Source organism: Thomasclavelia saccharogumia DSM 17460, from assembly GCF_000686665.1.
In the GTDB taxonomy this organism is placed as follows: Bacteria; Bacillota_I; Bacilli_A; order Erysipelotrichales; family Coprobacillaceae; genus Thomasclavelia; species Thomasclavelia saccharogumia.
The window spans coordinates 87,932-106,645 of record NZ_JMLH01000001.1; the positions used below are offsets into that span (position 1 = coordinate 87,932).

The 18,714-nt window shown below is 30.9% G+C and carries 14 protein-coding genes and 1 pseudogene; all 15 read right to left on the minus strand.

Features of this window, described 5'->3' with window-relative positions:
• Positions 1-38: 38 nt before the first annotated feature.
• The 15 genes and pseudogenes from BR82_RS0100425 to nrdG all read right to left on the minus strand — a co-directional run bounded on the left by BR82_RS0100425 (position 39) and on the right by nrdG (position 18,713).
• Positions 39-4,763 carry a TIM-barrel domain-containing protein gene (locus BR82_RS0100425; protein ID WP_027088522.1) on the minus strand — a complete coding sequence of 1,575 codons (4,725 nt, stop codon included), beginning with the start codon at positions 4,761-4,763 and terminating at the stop codon, positions 39-41.
• Positions 4,764-5,029: 266 nt separating this feature from the next.
• On the minus strand, positions 5,030-5,887 hold the full coding sequence (gene prmC, locus BR82_RS0100430; RefSeq protein WP_027088523.1) for a peptide chain release factor N(5)-glutamine methyltransferase: 858 nt from the start codon (positions 5,885-5,887) through the stop codon (positions 5,030-5,032).
• Complete coding sequence (gene prfA / locus BR82_RS0100435) at positions 5,887-6,963, minus strand: peptide chain release factor 1 (RefSeq protein WP_027088524.1); 1,077 nt, start codon at positions 6,961-6,963, stop codon at positions 5,887-5,889. Before prfA ends, prmC begins: the two co-directional genes overlap by 1 nt.
• Positions 6,964-7,289: 326 nt before the next feature.
• Positions 7,290-7,798, minus strand: a pseudogene (locus tag BR82_RS14915) (thymidine kinase).
• A 13-nt stretch (positions 7,799-7,811) separates the two neighbouring features.
• Positions 7,812-9,182 carry a replicative DNA helicase gene (dnaB, locus tag BR82_RS0100445; protein ID WP_027088525.1) on the minus strand — a complete coding sequence of 457 codons (1,371 nt, stop codon included), beginning with the start codon at positions 9,180-9,182 and terminating at the stop codon, positions 7,812-7,814.
• A 9-nt stretch (positions 9,183-9,191) separates the two neighbouring features.
• Positions 9,192-9,638 carry a 50S ribosomal protein L9 gene (gene rplI / locus BR82_RS0100450; protein ID WP_027088526.1) on the minus strand — a complete coding sequence of 149 codons (447 nt, stop codon included), beginning with the start codon at positions 9,636-9,638 and terminating at the stop codon, positions 9,192-9,194.
• The gene (locus BR82_RS0100455; protein ID WP_027088527.1) at positions 9,638-11,599 is read right to left on the minus strand and encodes a GGDEF domain-containing protein; all 1,962 of its coding nucleotides are present in this window, start codon (positions 11,597-11,599) and stop codon (positions 9,638-9,640) included. The genes rplI and BR82_RS0100455 overlap by 1 nt, the downstream gene beginning before the upstream one ends.
• Before the next feature lie 35 nt (positions 11,600-11,634).
• Positions 11,635-12,207 (minus strand): DUF2232 domain-containing protein, encoded by a 573-nt coding sequence (locus tag BR82_RS0100460; RefSeq protein ID WP_027088528.1) that lies wholly within the window; start codon positions 12,205-12,207, stop codon positions 11,635-11,637.
• Between the two features lie 328 nt (positions 12,208-12,535).
• On the minus strand, positions 12,536-14,092 hold the full coding sequence (locus BR82_RS0100465; protein WP_027088529.1) for a putative ABC exporter domain-containing protein: 1,557 nt from the start codon (positions 14,090-14,092) through the stop codon (positions 12,536-12,538).
• Position 14,093: 1 nt separating this feature from the next.
• Complete coding sequence (locus BR82_RS0100470) at positions 14,094-14,786, minus strand: ABC transporter ATP-binding protein (RefSeq protein WP_027088530.1); 693 nt, start codon at positions 14,784-14,786, stop codon at positions 14,094-14,096.
• A 79-nt stretch (positions 14,787-14,865) separates the two neighbouring features.
• Positions 14,866-15,780 (minus strand): ParB/RepB/Spo0J family partition protein, encoded by a 915-nt coding sequence (locus BR82_RS0100475; RefSeq protein ID WP_027088531.1) that lies wholly within the window; start codon positions 15,778-15,780, stop codon positions 14,866-14,868.
• Complete coding sequence (locus BR82_RS0100480; RefSeq protein WP_024721348.1) at positions 15,770-16,540, minus strand: ParA family protein; 771 nt, start codon at positions 16,538-16,540, stop codon at positions 15,770-15,772. Before BR82_RS0100480 ends, BR82_RS0100475 begins: the two co-directional genes overlap by 11 nt.
• Positions 16,540-17,415: a phosphatidylserine decarboxylase gene (locus tag BR82_RS0100485; protein WP_027088532.1), complete on the minus strand. Its 876-nt coding sequence runs from the start codon at positions 17,413-17,415 to the stop codon at positions 16,540-16,542. Before BR82_RS0100485 ends, BR82_RS0100480 begins: the two co-directional genes overlap by 1 nt.
• The gene (locus BR82_RS0100490) at positions 17,412-18,026 is read right to left on the minus strand and encodes a CDP-alcohol phosphatidyltransferase family protein (protein ID WP_027088533.1); all 615 of its coding nucleotides are present in this window, start codon (positions 18,024-18,026) and stop codon (positions 17,412-17,414) included. Before BR82_RS0100490 ends, BR82_RS0100485 begins: the two co-directional genes overlap by 4 nt.
• Positions 18,027-18,188: 162 nt before the next feature.
• Positions 18,189-18,713, minus strand: a complete 525-nt coding sequence (gene nrdG / locus BR82_RS0100495; protein WP_027088534.1) for an anaerobic ribonucleoside-triphosphate reductase activating protein — start codon at positions 18,711-18,713, stop codon at positions 18,189-18,191.
• Position 18,714: the final 1 nt, after the last annotated feature.

Genomic DNA, 18,714 nt, shown 5'->3' on the forward strand with positions numbered 1-18,714 from the left:
TAAATAAGATATCTATAGATACTATTATGACTTATACATTAGTCTTCTTTTCTTTTGTAACTCGTTACAACTGTAGCCATACTTAATAATCCAAGTCCTGCAAATAAACCAATTAAACTGTCATCTCCAGTCTTGATACTTACCGTTGTATCTCCGGCTTTTACTGCTGGATTAATATTTCCTTCATTAGCTACTAATCTAGCTAACCCTTTTGCTAAGATATCTTTAGCGTTATCAACTTGATCCTGTGTTGCTTCTGGATCTTCTAATACCGCCTTGGCTTCATTTAAAGCATCTGTGACTACTGCCCATGATTCAGCACTGTAGTTTGCCGCGTTTAAGTTATTTGCCTTATTGATCAACTCTTGTAATAAGTCTTTATTTGGTTTTAATCTTAAGTTCAAGAACGCTTTTACTAATTCACTATATACTTCATCAACTTCACCTTGCATTGCATTAACATTGTCCAATACATAATTTGCTTTATCTAATACTGGTAACATATCAGACCATGATGATTCAACGTATTTGCTTTCATCTAAACCATTGATTTGATCTACTTGTTTTTGTAATGCACTCTTATCACCTTTGTAGAATTGTAGCATATGCATTACATCTGCTAGTCGATCAAAGGCATTATCTACTTCACTTTGAGTGGCATTAGTTTTTGCATATACTTCTTTTGCATTTGTTAAAGCTTCGTTGAATTCTGTTACTACAACTGGTACGATATTTTCTAAGTCGGCTTTTTCTGCCATTTCAATAGCAATTTGTAAAGCTGTTTTATCACTTTCGATTACTTGTTCAACTAAAGCATCTTTTGCAGTTTGTAACAATATTACTGCATTATTTACTTCTGCTTGAGTTGCCTCTTCACTATCTAATATATTTTTAGCTTCTGTCATTGTCTCAATAAATGATGCCCAAGTTTGGGATGTATAGTTTTCTTCTTTAAGAGTTAAACATTCATCATATAATCCTTGTAATTCATCTTTATTGATTTCAACTTTATCAAAACGCATATAATCAAGATTAAAGTTTCCTGGATTAATATCGCCTTCTGAGCGAATCATGATGGTATTTTTACCAGCTTTTAATGCTATATTACTGATTGCAACTTCATTCCATACACCATTTTTCTGACTATCACCCCATGTTGGTGTTACTTCAATTTCAAAATCAGCTCTTTTTTCATCATTAATATATAATGCTCCAGTTCGTGGTGTATCATCATAAACTGCTGATCCTTTTTTACCACATCCAGCATTTAATACTAAATTATAAATACCAGATTCTTTTAAATCAACTGTGAATTGCACATAGTTTCCGACATTTTTCCATCCTGCCAAATAACCAGTTCCTGAATATCCTTTCCATTCTCTATCAATTCTTAATTGATTTTTTGATGAATCAGTTACTCCTTCACCATTTTCTAACTCGAAAATATCACCAGGATTAATTTCTGGTAATTTAGGCTCAAAATAGAACCAGTCAACATCACACTGAAAATCAGTATCATCTATACCATTAAATTCTAAAAAGATATTACTTTCAATAGCATCTGTATCTTTACACATTACTTCTAATGTTGTCCACTGATCATCTTTTGGTATATCTAAAGTGGTTAGAATCTTATCACCTATACCATTTTCATATACTGTAATCTTCCCACCAGTACTACTCTTTAATCTAATTGCAATACCACCTTTGTCTTCACCTTTAACTTCATTAAACTCTAGCCAAGAACCACTTGTATTTGTTGACATAATTTTGCGATTACCTGCTGCATCATCGTCAATAATTGTAAATCCTTTTGAAGCAGTAGCATTTTCTGCCTCTATTTGACTAAATGCGTCAATAGAACGATCAATTCGATTAAATGTCAATGAATCTAAGTTATAATTTCCAGGATTTGTATCCCCTTCGGCGACAAATTTAAATGTATTTACACCAGCTTCTAAAGGAACATTTTCAATTGTATATTTGACCCATACGCCTTGTTTTACTCCATTAACCGTTTCACCCCACTTATCAGTTATCGCAAATTCCATATCCTGAAGCTTTTGACCATTCAAATACATTGTTCCCTGTCGTGGACTATTATCATATCTTGAATCATTTTTAATTCCATTATTAACATTTAATACTAAGTTATAATCTCCGGCTCTTTGAATATCAACACTAAATTCTACTGCATCTCCAACTGTTTTAAATCCTTTAGCAAATCCTGTTCCGGTATACCCTTTCCATTCTGTATCAACAGAGACACTACCATACATTTTAGCTTCTTCTAATTCAAAAACATCCCCATCATTGATTTTTTGTGGTGGAACACTTTGTTCTTCTTCACCCAATTCTACTTCTTTTTCAACAACATCAAGTAGTTTGATATTAATTTCTGTTCCCGTATCTTTAGTTTTTACATAAACAAGATTATTTTCTGTATCTAACCAATATGCTTGTGTAGCATTGTTATAATCATCTAAAGTTTTCACTTCAGTAATCTCTAAACCATCAACATAAACACCAGCTAATGCTTCAATATGGTTAAATTTCAAATTGTAATTACGATCTACTGGCGTATATACATCTGCATTCCCATTTACTCTTTCATTAATTTTAAAATTAATTTCTGTTCCATTTACTGCACAATCAAATTTAGTTGTAGTATAAGCATTTTTAGTGATATATTCACGTGTCTGCCCATCATCTTCATATAATGTAAATGTGCTTTCACCTTTTGGATAAATATCTAAAGTTAATGGATCCAATGGTTTTTCATCAGCATAATTTACATCAGGCCCCATTGGTACAATTGCCCCTGCTTTTATAAATACTGGTATTTCATCTAATGGAGCTGCTACTCTAATAGTTTTTCCATTTTCGCCACCTTCATAGCGCTCACCACTATAATAATTATACCATGTTGTTTTTGGTGGCAACCAAACTGATACCACTGTATCTTTAGTATCTGCAGCAGGTGCTACTAAAAAATAATCCCCATAATAATATTGTTCATTTAAATCCCAAGCATCAGGATTATATTGACTATCATCTTCCAAAAGCATTGCTCTCATGATTGGAACACCTTGACTATATCCTTGCCAAGCAAGTGAATATGTATATGGGTATAAAGAATAACGTATTTTTAAATTCTCTCTTAATGTTTCTTGAGCTGTTTCGTTATAATCCCAAGGTTCACGACCATCATGACCATGAGTCCGCATAATCCCATTCCAAGCTCCAAATTCTCCAACCCAGCGAGTATACAATTCATCAGTTGGTCTTTTCATGAATCCGCCAAGATCATGTGATGTTGCCCAATAACCAATTAGCCCAGTATCAATACTATAACCGATTTGATTGATTAATTCTTGTGAAGTTGGATTAATATCACCTGACCAGGCAGTTGCATAATGCTGCCCTGCATAACTTCCACGAGTTATAAACATCGGACGACTTTGATCTGTGTATTCCTGCCAAGCCTCATATGCCCCTTTTGATGAAAAAGTTGGTGCTGTATTACTTCCCAAAACATCAAATTCATCAGGCCAGAACCAATCTCCATAACCAGTTGTAATGACACTGTCCATATATGATTTTACCCATATTTCTTCATTTTCTGGTTTATATAACTCTGCTCCACCAGAAGCTTCTGGAGTTCCTGCGTTGTTATGAAGACCCACTCTAAAACCTAATTCATCAGCTTCTTCAAACATAGCTGCAATATCAGGGAATTTGGTAGTATCATTACTCCACATTTGTTTCCCCCACTTTTCACCAGCACCGCTTTGATTTCCACCGTTATCAGCAACATCGCCACGCCAGCCAAAATCGAAAACATAACAGTCACTTGGATAATCTTCATCTCTTAAACGATGAATCCATTCCAAAAATTCTTCTTGAGTTGCATTATCGTTTCCATATTTAGACAACATAAATCCATGGGCCCATTTACCATACATTTCCATTCTTCCAGTAATTTCTGCATATTCATTCAATATTGTCTTAAAATCAGGACCATACATAAAATAATAATCTAAATAATTCTTAGTCTGAAATCCACCACCGTGTTTAAAGAATGTCGTTTCTTTTTCTATCGTGTTTAAAAACATCCCATATCCCACAGTACTCATAAAAAACGGTGCTACTACTCTACCGTGAGACATTGAAAATTCTGAAAAATCTTGATCATACCGATTTAGATTACTTCTTCGACCATGATCCCCTGAACCAAATCCAAAAATACCACCAGCATTTATTTGACCTTCTACTTTTTTTACTCCCCGAACACCTGAATCATTCCAATACATTCCTTGATCATCAGCATCTTTGCTAATTAAATTTCCTTCTAAATCATACATTCCAACCCGAAACGGATCTTTTTGTACTCTGACTTCAATCGCTTCTGTCAAGATTTGAATATAATCACCTTGATCAGTAACCGTTTTATCAACTAATGGCCAATCATTTTTTTGGACCATATAATATTGTGGATCTTCTGGTCGATATCCTTCCTTACCATCAAGTGATAATTGTACCCTTATTGTTCTAGCAGTACATAATTCAATTTTTACTTGTGCATTTTCATTGTTGAAAATAAGCACATTTCCATCTTCATTATTATTATGATCTGTATAATTGCCTATTACGCTTTCCGTAGCAGCTAATACTTTGGTATCAACCCTTAAACCTAAAAATGTCGAAATACAAATCATTACTACTAATAATAAACATGTACTTTTTTTGATTTTCCTAATCATTTTCCTTCTCCTTTCACGTTGATATCATGTCACTCCTTTACCCCTGCCAAAATACAACACATACCAATCTGATTATATAATAACAATTATTGCATGCGCTTACAATTACTGATTTTTGTAATTATTTATTTCAATAATTACATCCTTGATGAAAAAAATACTTTTTTACAAAGAATTATATAGCCATAATATTTTAAAAACAAAAAGTGTGTAATAACATGAGTTAATTCATTACTTATCCACACACTTTATCTTAGTATTTTTTATTATTTCAAATTATGATAAATAAACAACATTCTATCCTTACCATTAATATCCTTAATAATTTCATAACAATCATCAGGAAAATATTTTTGTAATGCTTCTTCCATTAGTTCCCGTTGATCAAACCCCATTTCAAATGCAAGCAGTGCACGATCATTCAATAAACTTCTCACGCCTTTGAAGATCTTACGATAAAAATACAAACCATCAGCACCACCAAAAAGAGCAACATGTGGTTCATTATCTTTAACAATAGCTTCTATCTCCTGTTCTTGAGGAATATAAGGAGGATTAGAGACAAAAATATCTACCTTTATATTACGATCAATCAATGGTTCCAGCATATCACCGACCATAAATTCAACATCTGCATTTAAATTTTTAGCATTTTCTTTAGCCACATTAACAGCATTTACAGAAATATCTGTTGCATATACCTTTAATCTTGGCTCTTCTAACGCTAAACTTGTAGCAATAGCCCCACTCCCAGTACCAACATCACATAAAGTAATTGTCTGATAATCCGCAAAATAATCATCTATACGATATAAAATATTTTCAACTAATTCTTCTGTTTCATAACGAGGAATCAAAACATCTTCATTTACTTTAAAATCACGACCAAAAAATGTTTCTACTCCCTTGATATATTGAATTGGTCTACCATTATAATACTCTTCCATTCCCGCTAAAAATTCCTTTTTTAATTCATCATCAACCTCTTGATCATACATTAAGTATAACTCATGCGGTTCTTTTTTAGCTAAATGATAAAACAATACTTTTGCAACATTAACATCTTTATTATCATCATCTAAGCGACTTTCTGCTTGTTTAATTAGTTCCTTTACAGTTGCCATTAATGCTGTCCTTCCATTTTTAAACGTTGATCTTCATTGATTAAAGCTGTAATGATATCATCTAATTTACCATCAATAATTCGATCTAACTGTTGAATCGTCAAACCAATACGATGATCAGTTACTCGATTTTGAGGATAATTATAAGTTCTAATTTTCTCTGCTCTATCACCTGAACCAACTTTACTCTTTCTTTCATTTCCAACTTGTTCATCTTGCTGTTGTTGATAATAATCATAGATTCTAGCAATTAAAGCTCTCATTGCTTTATCTTTATTATCATGTTGGGAACGACCATCTTGGCTGGCTGCAACGATTCCCGTTGGAAGGTGCGTAATTCTTACTGCTGAATCTGTCTTATTAATATGTTGACCCCCAGCCCCACTAGCACGATAAGTATCAATTCTTAAATCACTTTTATTAATTTCAACATCTACTTCTTCAACTTCCGGCATAACTAAAACGGTAGCAGTAGAAGTATGCACGCGGCCTTGAGTTTCTGTTTTTGGAACACGTTGAACACGATGAGAACCAGATTCAAATTTTAATTTTCCATATACCCCTTCGCCTTTAACCATAAAAGAAATCAATGAATAACCACCAGCTTCAGCATCAACTGCTTCCATTACTTCGATTTTCCAACCTTGAGATTCTGCATATTTTACATACATCCGATACAAATCACCAGCAAAGATGTTTCCTTCATCTCCACCTGCAGCACCACGAATTTCCATAATTACATCTTTATTATCATTTGGATCTTTAGGAATTAATTCAATTTCCAGCTTTTTTATAATTTCTGGCAATTTTTCTTCCAATTCAGCTAATTCCATTTTAGCCATTTCTTTAATCTCGGGATCTGATTCTTTTGTTAATTCTTTAGCATCTTCTATTCCCGCTTCAATTTCTTTATATTCTTGATATAAATCATATGCTGTTTGTAATGACGCCTGTTCTTTAGTAACTTCAGTCATTTTTTTAATATCACTGCCAATATCTGGATCCATCAGCATATGTCCTAATTCTTCATATCTGTTTTCCATTGTTTTTAAACGATCTAACATACTTTCATTCATGATTTATACCTCCAAACCTCTCATATTATATAATAAACATAGAAAATAAGCAAAATATATTTTATTTGTTTTAATTTTACTTATAGTATAATTTTAGTAAAAAAATTATTATATAATAATTATAGTTCACATTGAGTTCACCTAATCATTTTATTATATAAGTGTAGTAAGAAAACTACCCCTCCCTTTAATCATAGAAAACGAAGACAAGTTACCCAAAAGTAACTTGTCTTTATTTTCGTTAAAATATCTATAAAATTTTATTTACTAAAATAATCACATATATAATTATTTATAATAAAAGCAAGTCGATATAAAACTTTCTTTTATTCAAATTTATTTGGTTTATCAAAAATTTCATGACAATGTCTACACCTTGGCTCATAATGCTCAACTGCACCTACTAATACAATCGAATCATTGAAAAATGCTGGTTTGCCATTAACCAATCGCTGGGTTCTGGTTGCAGGAGCACCACACTTAGTACACACAGCTGTTAACTTAGTAACAAACTCAGCTCTTGTAAGTAATTGTGGCATCACCCCAAAAAGTTTTTCTCTAAAATCTTTATCCAATCCCGCAACAACTTGTGTATCTGCTTTTATCTCTTTTAATACTTTCTCAGCTTTATTAATTACTAAACATGGTACTTTAATTCCTGAATGAGACACAATTTCTATAGCTGAATAACGATCATCTATCCGAGGTTTAAAAACAATAATCTTCATTTTAGCATAACTTAATACATTATTCTACGAATCAACTCTTCTGTTTTACCTGCAAACATACAACCACAAATTACTTCTAGCCAGCCTTCACGATATTGATGATACATCTAAGCCCTCCTTTTAGCTTCTAAGATCACGAACACCCTCACTAGTGCCATCTGGTCCTATTTGGGCTAAATCCGAAAAACGGCTATAGTTTTTTTCAAACGCTAAATTGACTTCTCCTGTAGCCCCATTTCGATGTTTTGCAATGATTATTTCTGTCAATCCATTATCTTCACCTTCACTAGGATCTTTATAATAATCTTCACGATAAATAAACGAAACTATATCAGCATCTTGTTCGATTGCTCCTGATTCTCTTAAATCTGACATCATCGGACGCTTATTAGGACGTTGTTCCACTGAACGTGATAATTGTGAAAGCGAAATAATCGGAACTTCTAATTCTCTTGCCAACGCTTTTAATGTTCTAGAAATTTCAGAAACTTCCTGTTGTCTACTTTCACGATTTTTTGAAGATGAAGTAATTAATTGTAAATAATCGATTACAATCATTTTTAAACCATGCTCCGTTTTTAATTTTCGACTTTTTGCAACAATATCATTGATTTTAATTCCTGGGCTATCATCAATATATAAATTACATTTAGAAACCCGCTCTGCAGCAGCATAATATTTATTAGCATTAGTTTTTAAAATTTCTCCGGTCCGCATTGAAGAACCTTCGATACTTCCCATAGAGCAAATAATACGCTGAACTAATTGTTCAGCTGGCATTTCTAATGAGAAAATAGCTACTGGTTCATCTGCTTTATATGCGGCGTTATGAGCAATATTCAAAGCAAAAGCTGTTTTTCCCATCGCTGGACGTGCTGCCAGAATAATTAAATCACCTTTTTGAAAACCTGAAGTAATTCTATCAAGATCACGAAATCCTGATCTAACACCAGAAATATTTCCATCGATCTTTTGCAATAAATTTAAACGATCTGTGACACTTTTGATAACACTACGAATTTCTCTAAATTCACCAGCGCTACGATCTTGAGTAACTTGTAAAATCGTTTTCTCTGTTTCGTCAATAAAAACATCTATGTTCTCTACATCATCATAAGCACTTTCAGCAATCTTAGTAGTTTCTTTAATGATCCGTCTAAGTATTGCCTTGTTATGCAATATTTTTAAATAATAATCACTATGAGCTACAGTGGGAACAGATTCGCTTAAACGAAATAAATAGTCTACACCACCGACTTTATCTAATTGATTATGATCCATAAGATAAGATGTTACGGTAGTAACATCTACTGGTGTATTATTATCATTAATAGCAGCCATTGCTTTAAAAATAGTTTGATGATTATTATCATAAAAATCATCTTCATTAGTCTTATTTAAAATGTCAATACATTTATCCTTCGATATTAACATCGCCCCAAGCAATGATCTTTCTGCTTCAATATCATGAGGATACTCTCGATTTGCCATACTATTCTCCTACTGTTCTTTTAGATGAACATTTATTGTTGCAATTATTCCCTTATATAACTCAACTTTTAACTTCGTATATCCTAGTGCTCCAATTGGATGAGCATCAACAAACTTTCTTTTATCAATTTTAATATCATATTTATCTCTTAGCTGTTCTACTACTTGCTTAGTTGAAACACTTCCAAATGTTTTTCCATCTTTACCTGATTTCAAAGTAAATTCAAGAGTCACTGACTCTATTTGCTTTGCTAGTTCTCTAGCCTTTGCTTGATTTTCTAAATCTAGTTGATGAGCTGCTTCTTTTTCATGTTCAACAATTTTACGACTTGTATCAGTTTCTAAAACAGCTAATTTATTTTTAATTAAAAAATTTTGTCCATAGCCATCTGCAACCTTAACTATATCTCCTTTTTTTCCTAATTTCTTTACATCTTGTAATAAAATAACTTTCATTATTCACTCTTCCTTTCATCTAAATATGTATTTATTGCTTCTTCTAATAAATTTATCGCTCTTGTAACTTCTTCTGTTTTTAATTGACAGGCAGCCATCGAAAAATGCCCGCCACCACCAAGTTTTTCCATAATCAACTGAACATTTATATCTCTTGTACTACGTGCACTGATGGAAACTTCCTCTTTACCAGTTTTTCCAACTATAAAGACTGCCTTTACGCCGCTAATTCCTAACAGTTCATTACCCGCTTTAGCTAATAAAGTTCTGCTATAAATTTTATCAGACCTGCCAAAAGCAATCAAAATATCACTTCCATAGCGATATGCAGTTTGCGTAATTGATAATTTCGTTAAAGTCGTATCATAGTCATCCTCTAAATACTTATATGCTTCACTAACATTTGCCTGCAGTTCTTTTAATTTTGCTGCAGCTTGAAAAGTTCTCGTTCCAACTCTTGTTCTAAAATAATTTGTATCAATTAACATTCCAGTATACATAATTGTTGCTTCTCGTTCAGTTACACTGATTTTTTCTTTTTGATATTCAAATAATTCAACAATCAGCTCAACTGTTGACGAAGCAGCAGGTTCTAGATATGTCAGTAATGGTAATTCAATAAATTCTTCACCCCGACGATGATGATCGATAACTACTTTATTTTTTACTAAATCTAAAATATTATAATCGATTGCTAGAGATGGCTTATGATTATCTACGATCACTAATAAAGTATTAGCCTGACACAGCTCCTGAGCTCTTAGTGGTGATACGAATACTCCGCGATATCTTTCATCATCTCTAAGACTTGTAGCAATTACTTTAGTTTTTTCTTCTAAAGAATCATAATTAATAATGATCGATACTTTCTTTTCATAAGCCTTACACATCGCATACATTGCAATAGAAGCACCAAAAGAATCAAAATCCGATTGCTTATGCCCCATAATAAGCACATTGTCTGACTGTTTTATTATTGTCGATAATGTTTGAGCAATAACCCGAGCTCTAATCATACTAGATTTTTCATAACTTTCACTATTACCACCAAAATAACGAATAGGTTCATCATTTGATTTCACGGTAACCTGATCACCACCTCGAGAATAGGCCAATGATAAAGCTGAAAAAGCTAATTCATCTAATTCACGCAAAATGTTGCTGCCACGTCCTATTCCAATCGATAATGTCATTACTTGACCTAACTGTTCTGCCTGTTCCTTAAAATAATCTAATAATTTAAATTTATCTTCTACCTGCTTTCGATAAGTACGTTCATTAAAGACAGCTATATATCCATCGCTTTTATATCTTTTTAAAACCACACCATTTTCTTTAGCCCAATCAATAATTATTTGTCTTGTTGTTGATTGAATCGAAGCTGCTGTCTGTTCATCTGCCTGTTCAATCGATTCATCATAATTATCAACAGTGATATAAGCCACACAAATTTGTTGATCTTCAAATTCTTTTGAAATCCCAACATAATCACTGACATCTTTAAGATAAAGGATTCTATTTTCTTTACTATTATATACTTCATACTTTCGCGAATTAATATCAATAATTTTTATATCATCATCTTCAAATAACGATGCTAATAACGGTTGCCACTCTAATAACTTTTTACCTACAATATTTATTTTCATCTCTGTAAATAGATCACTTATCCATGAAATATTTCTATTTTCATCATATTTAATTAATCCAATTCCTCCAAAAATAAACGCATTTTTAGCCTCATCATTCAAAATCTCACTAACACTTAAATTATTTTCTGTAATCAAACTAGTTACATAAAAAAGCAAACCAAAAATAATAATGTTTTTAACAAAAATATATATTGCCAACACTAAAGATGTTCTACTTGAAAAAAAGATATAACCTAACATTCCAATAACCAATTCAATCAACAATAAGATTATAATTCCATTTCTAAGTCGTGTCATCTTTACCGTCATTTTCCTCACCATCCTGTCAATAACTTTATTATACCTTAATTCAATTTTCTTTTCATTAACTTACTTATTAATATATCTGAATATACTCTAATAACATATGATTCACAAATAAACATGAACACCCATAACAAAACAAATGTAACTTCCGGTGTAAACACATTTTTTAAAAATGGAATCATTCCAATAATATCACTATATATCTCTAAACCTTCTTGATAAACATCGATCCCTAAAAGACCTCCCAATAAAAAGAAAATCAAGAAATTTTTAACTGCAGAAATAATCATTAACCCATATTTAGAAAAGCGCTTCGTTTTTTTACTTTTTAAACTATAACCATAAAATACTCCCATACTTAATGTAGCGGTTGCATAAAATGTAAAGAACATCTCACCAACTAAAAACAATACTACAAAAGTTACAGCTAAAACACTTAATCCAGCTTTATAACCATATAAATAAGTGTAGTAAGTTAATCCTAAAACCATTATATAAGCAAAAATAATATCAAAAAAACTACCAGTATAGATATTAATAATTCCTAATACGCCAAATAACGATGCTAACATTGCTCCTTGAGCCATTATTCTAACTTTACTTCCACTCATAATTACCTCCATTATATCAAAACACTTTTGCTAATCATCTAAGACATATTTGTGCGTTAATTTATCAAATAATAACATATTAATGACTTATATTCAATTATCATGTTTTCAACAAATTTAAACACTATATATTTTTACTTTCATTTTACAAAAGGACTCTTTAACCTATTTAGGACTTTTATGATATTGTATAATATTAATAATTTGGTCTATAATTAGTAATAGGCGCAACTAAACCTCTCCCAGTTGCGCCCTTTTTTATTATATTAATATCAATTATTTGTTATTAATATATGTTCTTTAAAAAATTATTTTATCATGACGTTTACTACTCACTTTTTAATTCTCGTCCATTCATCATATTTTGACATCCATATAAAATTAAAAAACTAACAGCAAAATTCATTATTAAACTCACATAACTTCCCCATATTATAGCTCTACTTCCAACAATAAGATAAATTACAACAATGATAATGGCACTAGGAATAGATCCTATTAACATTATTATCATTCTCATAAAATTTTCAAACATTGCTGAAGAACGACTCTTAAGAATTCTAAGTGATAAAACATTACCACTAATAAAAATACTTGTATATCCTAAAACATATAATAAGTAAGTAAAAATCATTACTAAATTAATTTGATAATATAATCCCATTAAAATAAAAGCAATTGCTGTTACAATAAATATTTTAATAAATGTAGGCACGATTACAGCTATTAATTTATTAAATGGTTTATCGGGAATTAAATATATTTGATAATTCTTCAATTCATTTGTCAAAGCAGAATTTTGTAATGATGAAAAAACCCATATAACCATCATATAAACAAACATCCCAAAACCAATATCTGTAACGATCGTTACCACAATATAAATACCAATTGAAATTAAATCATTGATGCCAATAAAATTATTTGTCTTTTTCATCAATAATATGTTTTTAGACATAACTGCATAAGCACCTTGTTTAAAATTTCCAGAAACACTCTTTTTTATTTTTATATTTCTAAGAGCATCTTGATTACCAGCCTTTGCTTTATTCATTCTTCTTGATAAATCCAAAGCATCTTGTAAAGCTTGTTCATAAAAGTTTCCTTTATAATTAATAAAAAGCGCATATACTAGAATTATTATTCCTAATAAACAGCCAAATCCCAATAATACCAACTGATAATTTTGTTCTACATATGCCACCAATACTAATTTCATCCAGCCAAAAACCGGTACAATATAAAATAAATCAGATTTTATAAAATCTATAAACAATGTCTTATAATTACCAGTTTGGATATATATAACTATAATAATCAATGCAACAAAAGCTATGATCATAGCAGGTATGAGCTTTGAATAAATACGATATTTTTCATCACCAATCGATAAAACATAAAGATAATCTGTTAATAACAAAAAGAAAAATACTACTAATGTTGATACTAAATAAGCAAGAAAAATAAATGTAAAAGTATAACCACTTCCTATACTAAAAAAAGCAAAAATAACTAACCCTATCAGGCTCAGCAATGCTGATTGAACTGTCGTTTGAAATGTTAAATAACTCATGATTTGCCTTTTAGTAAATGGTCCTGTAAATAAATAAAAAGCATCTTCACCATAAAACAAAGCTTTTTTAGACTGCATCAAAGTTGAAAAGAGCAGTAAAGCTAGAAAACCAATTAAAATTAAAATACTTATATGAAAATCATTTTTATTTGTTGAAATCATTTGCGTATTATCAATATTAAAAAGACTAACAATTATCGCTCCATAAAATATAATCATTATAATTACAAAAACACCACTAAGTTTATGTTTAAATAAGTTTCTAAGCGTTCCTTTTAATTTCAATAACCATAATTTAAATAATATCCCCATCTTATTTACCATCCGTTAATTCAAAAAAGTATTCTTTTAATGTTTCTTTTTCTAACTCATCTTTTAAAACATGTTTAATAATTTTTCCTTTATTCATAATATATGCCTCATCATAAATGTCATCTACAATATCAATAATATGGGTACTTATTAAAATTGCACACCCTTCTTTTTTTAATTGTTTAAAAATATTCAGTACATCTTCAATACTTCCAGGATCTAATCCAACCATTGGTTCATCTACTAACAATGCTTTAGGCTGTATTAATAAAGCTAATAACATACTAAGTTTTTGAGTCATTCCTTTTGATAATTCTTTAGCAATACTCTTCCTTTTTTCTGTAATTTTAAATAATTCAAGATATTTTTGAGCAGTTTCTTGATAATTTTTAATTCGATAAGCATTACCAATAAAATCAATATGTTCATCAATCGTTAATAAATCATATAAAATTGGAGTTTCTGGTACATAACCAAAGCACTTTTTAGCTTCAATCGTATCGTTTTCATACCCACATATTTTTATTTTACCTTCAAAATTCAATAAATTAGCAATACTTTTGATCGTTGTTGATTTACCAGCACCATTTGGTCCTAATAGAACTGTTATTTTCCCTGGTTTAACTTCAAAATTAAGATTATCTACAGCTTTAAAACCATCATATTGTTTCGTTAGATTTATAACTTCAATCATAAAATACCTCCCTTAATAATAATATTAATATATATTATTTATATTTAGCAAATATAATAATAAAAAGTTAGATAATCATCTAACTTTCCTCAATAACTCCCATTAATTCCAAAATTCGATTCAAATCCTTAGTATCCGTATACTTAATTACCACCGATTTATCATCAACTTTGATTTTTGTCCTAAATTTCTTTCGTAACAACCCTTCAACATAAGTATATTCTTTAGGTTTCTCTACTTTAGGACGATCTTTGCGACTATTTCCCAGTTCAATTCCTTTAACGATATTTTCGATATCGCGAACTGATAGCCCTTCATCAATACATCTTTTAGCTAAACTCTCAGCTTTTTCTTTAGGTAAAGTTATTAAAGCTCGAGCATGCCCCATTGTCAGTTTACCTTCTAAGACATAGTTTTGGATCATTTCTGGTAATTGCAATAATCTTAAAGTATTAGCAATGTAACTTCTTGATTTACCAATCCGTTTCGCTAACTGATCTTGCGTAAGTTCTAATTTTTCCATCATTGCTTGATAAGCATTTGCTTCTTCAATTGAATTCAAATTTTCTCTTTGAATATTTTCCAGTAAAGCTATTTCCATCATTTGATCATCGCTAAATTCAACGATTATCGCTGGTACTTCTGTCAATCCAGCAATTTTCGCTGCTCGACATCTTCTTTCTCCCGCAACAATTTCATATCCTTGAATCGATGATTTTAAAATAACTGGCTGAAAGATTCCATGTTCCTTAATAGAAACTGCTAATTCCTGTAATTTTTCTTCGTCAAATAATCGTCGTGGCTGATAAGGATTAGGACGAATTTCATCTAATGCAACTTTTACTTGTTTTGATTCAGGCGTATTTTTTTCTATATCATCAATTAAAGTTGATATATCTCCGCCAAAAATAGCGTCTAAACCTTTTCCTAGTTTTTTATTTTTTACTGTCCCACTTTTTTTTACGGTCGTTTTTTTAGTTGTATTACTTGGCATTACGTTTACACACTTCCTTTGCAAAATCTCGGTATGCTCTAGCACCTTCAGAATTATTATCGTAATCAAAAATTGCTAATCCTTCTGATGGTGCTTCTGATAATTTAACATTTCTAGGAATTGCTGTTTTATAGACCTTCTCTTTGAAATATTTACGAACTTCCTGAGATACCTCAACTCCTAAATTAGTTCTTTGATCCAGCATCGTTAATAAAACACCTTCAATCGTTAGTTTCGGGTTAAACACACTTTGTGTTAACAGTACCGTATTTAATAACTGTGTCAATCCCTCAAGGGCATAATATTCACATTGGACTGGGATTAAAACAGAATCACATGCAGTAAGGGCATTTGTATTTAATAAACCTAGTGCCGGAGGACAATCTATAATAATATAATTATAATTCTTTTTAACAGCATCTAAAGCTTTTTTTAATCGTTGTTCTCGACCACGTTTAACATTTGCTAATTCTAAATCAGCTCCAGCTAGATCAATGCTGCCAGGTGCCACATCGAGTTTAGCAATATATGAAGGGATGATCACATCTTTCATATCACATTCTTCAACTATAATATTATAAGTAGATAGTTCAATATTATCACGATCAATTCCAATTCCCTGAGTAGCATTGGCTTGGGGGTCCATATCAACTAGAAGTACCCGATTTTTAGCATTTGCTAATGCTGCTGCTAAATTAATACTGGTTGTTGTTTTCCCAACGCCACCTTTTTGATTTGTAATCGCAATTATTTTCGTCATTATTTAACCTCCTTTAAGTACTTCCGGCCAATAGTTTCACCTAGTTTAACTACTGTTTCTTTATTCTTATTTGTATTTTCTATAATATCGTTATCAATGACTACCTGATTTTCTTTTAATAAAATAATTACTGTAGAACCGCCAAATTCAAAATATCCTTTTTCTTCACCTTTAAGACAATATTTTTTATTATGATTAACTATTTTACCAACCATCATTGCCCCAACTTCCATTTGAATCATCATTCCAAAATTTTTGGAATCAATAATAGTGTAATTTCGACTATTTTGTTTATAAATTGGATAATAATCATTAGCTATTGGATTAACTGTGTGAAATATCCCTGGGATGTATTTACTTCTTATAATTTTCCCATCATCAATAAAACTATAACGATGATAATCATCTACTGTTAATCTAAAAATCATGCAATAACCATTTAAATATTCATTAGCCAATTTTTCATCATCTAATAGATCCACTAATGAATAAACAGTATCTTTGATCGTAAAATGACTATCTAAACCAATTTTATAGCAAGTCAATTTAGAATCTGCTGGACTGATCAAAACATTATCATCTACTAAAAAAGGCCTTTTTCCATCAAGAATTTTACGCGTAAAAAAGTCATTATAACTAGCATATTCCCTTTGCTCATACTGACTCATATCAATTTCATTAGCTCTAATAAATCCTTCGATTCTAGATTTTGATAAACTAGAATTCATGTACCAGCCGCCAATATTACTTACAAATCTACAAACAAGGACTTTTAAAACACATCTTCCTAAAAATGTGCCATATAATTTTTTTAATAAATTATTTTGATTTTCCCCTTTAGTTATAACATTTCCTAAACGATCAACGACTATCATTTCATCACCACAATCTGAATTAATTCCACAATAACAAGAATCCCTAGTGCTACTAATCCTTTTGATTGAACCTTAGGAACCTTAATATCTACAATAAACAAAATTCCCGTAATCAACATTAATGTCCCATATACATATGATAAATCAAAAACCACATAACGTAAAGCATATGCCATTGGTAAAATAAATGATGATGTTGTTACTGGTAAGCCTTGATAATATTTTCTCTTTTCGTTAGTTTCCTTTTGTCTTGTTTCTTCTTGAACATTAAAATAAGCTAATCTTATTACTGCAGCCAAAACATAAAATATTTCAATTGCTAGCCATCCCATCGAACTTAAGCCCACATTATAACCTAAAATAGATGGAAATACACCAAAAGCAACTAAATCACATAATGAATCAATCTGAATTCCAAAACGTTTTTCTTCATCAGTACGATTTTTCTTACTGCGCGCTACCATTCCATCAAAAGTATCACAGATACCACACATAATTAAACAAATAAAAGCCCACTGGTACATGCCATTAAATGATAGATGAATTCCAGCCATTGCAAATACTAATGATAAATATGTAAGAATAACCGTATAACTATAATAACCGATCATTTTTCTACTCCCTAATAATTTTTTCAACAAAAACAGTATAGCACATATTTAACTAATAAGGTACATTAATCTAAATTTTGTAACTCAAATAATGTTTTAAACAGGCACAATATTATTTAAAAACTACCTAATTAAAGGTAGTTTTTAGGCTGCGCAAATCTTTTACATTAACTCTTTATTATAATAACGACTGCCACTATATAAAATGATCTCCTGCTTTTTTAAAGTTAATTGAACATCAATTATTCTTTGATTAGAAGAACCCCGAAACCTCAATTTACGATCTTTTAATTCATCTATAAAAGGTCCATCTACTAATATATCTATATATGATAATATCTCTTCATCAAACTCTTCGATTTCCTCATATAGATAAGAAGAATAAAGCCATATCGTTTTATTTTGACAGTGCTGTTTGACCTTCTTTAATAAGTTAGATATATCTTTTCGATTTTCTGGTTCTAACGGTTCACCACCAAGAATTGTTAAACCGACAATATGCGGCTGATTTATTAACTCAATCAAAATATTTTCAATTTCATCATCGAATACTTCTCCACCATTAAAATCCCATGTTTCTGGATTAAAACAATTAGGACAATGACGATGACATCCCTGAACATATAGCGAAACTCTTATTCCCTCGCCATTAGCAATATCTGTTTTTCTTATCTGAGCAAATCTCATT

Bases quoted from the DNA above. Each gene is read 5' to 3' on its own strand.
- dnaB (WP_027088525.1), bottom strand. From the start codon at position 9,182: ATGGCAAATCGAGAGTATCCTCATGATATTGAAGCAGAAAGATCATTG.
- rplI (WP_027088526.1), bottom strand. From the start codon at position 9,638: ATGAAAGTTATTTTATTACAAGATGTAAAGAAATTAGGAAAAAAAGGA.
- BR82_RS0100425 (WP_027088522.1), bottom strand. From the start codon at position 4,763: ATGATTAGGAAAATCAAAAAAAGTACATGTTTATTATTAGTAGTAATG.
- BR82_RS0100485 (WP_027088532.1), bottom strand. From the start codon at position 17,415: ATGATAGTCGTTGATCGTTTAGGAAATGTTATAACTAAAGGGGAAAAT.
- prfA (WP_027088524.1), bottom strand. From the start codon at position 6,963: ATGAATGAAAGTATGTTAGATCGTTTAAAAACAATGGAAAACAGATAT.
- prmC (WP_027088523.1), bottom strand. From the start codon at position 5,887: ATGGCAACTGTAAAGGAACTAATTAAACAAGCAGAAAGTCGCTTAGAT.
- nrdG (WP_027088534.1), bottom strand. From the start codon at position 18,713: ATGAGATTTGCTCAGATAAGAAAAACAGATATTGCTAATGGCGAGGGA.
- BR82_RS0100470 (WP_027088530.1), bottom strand. From the start codon at position 14,786: ATGATTGAAGTTATAAATCTAACGAAACAATATGATGGTTTTAAAGCT.
- BR82_RS0100460 (WP_027088528.1), bottom strand. From the start codon at position 12,207: ATGAGTGGAAGTAAAGTTAGAATAATGGCTCAAGGAGCAATGTTAGCA.
- BR82_RS0100465 (WP_027088529.1), bottom strand. From the start codon at position 14,092: ATGGGGATATTATTTAAATTATGGTTATTGAAATTAAAAGGAACGCTT.
- BR82_RS0100455 (WP_027088527.1), bottom strand. From the start codon at position 11,599: ATGACGGTAAAGATGACACGACTTAGAAATGGAATTATAATCTTATTG.
- BR82_RS0100480 (WP_024721348.1), bottom strand. From the start codon at position 16,540: ATGACGAAAATAATTGCGATTACAAATCAAAAAGGTGGCGTTGGGAAA.
- BR82_RS0100490 (WP_027088533.1), bottom strand. From the start codon at position 18,026: ATGATCGGTTATTATAGTTATACGGTTATTCTTACATATTTATCATTA.
- BR82_RS0100475 (WP_027088531.1), bottom strand. From the start codon at position 15,780: ATGCCAAGTAATACAACTAAAAAAACGACCGTAAAAAAAAGTGGGACA.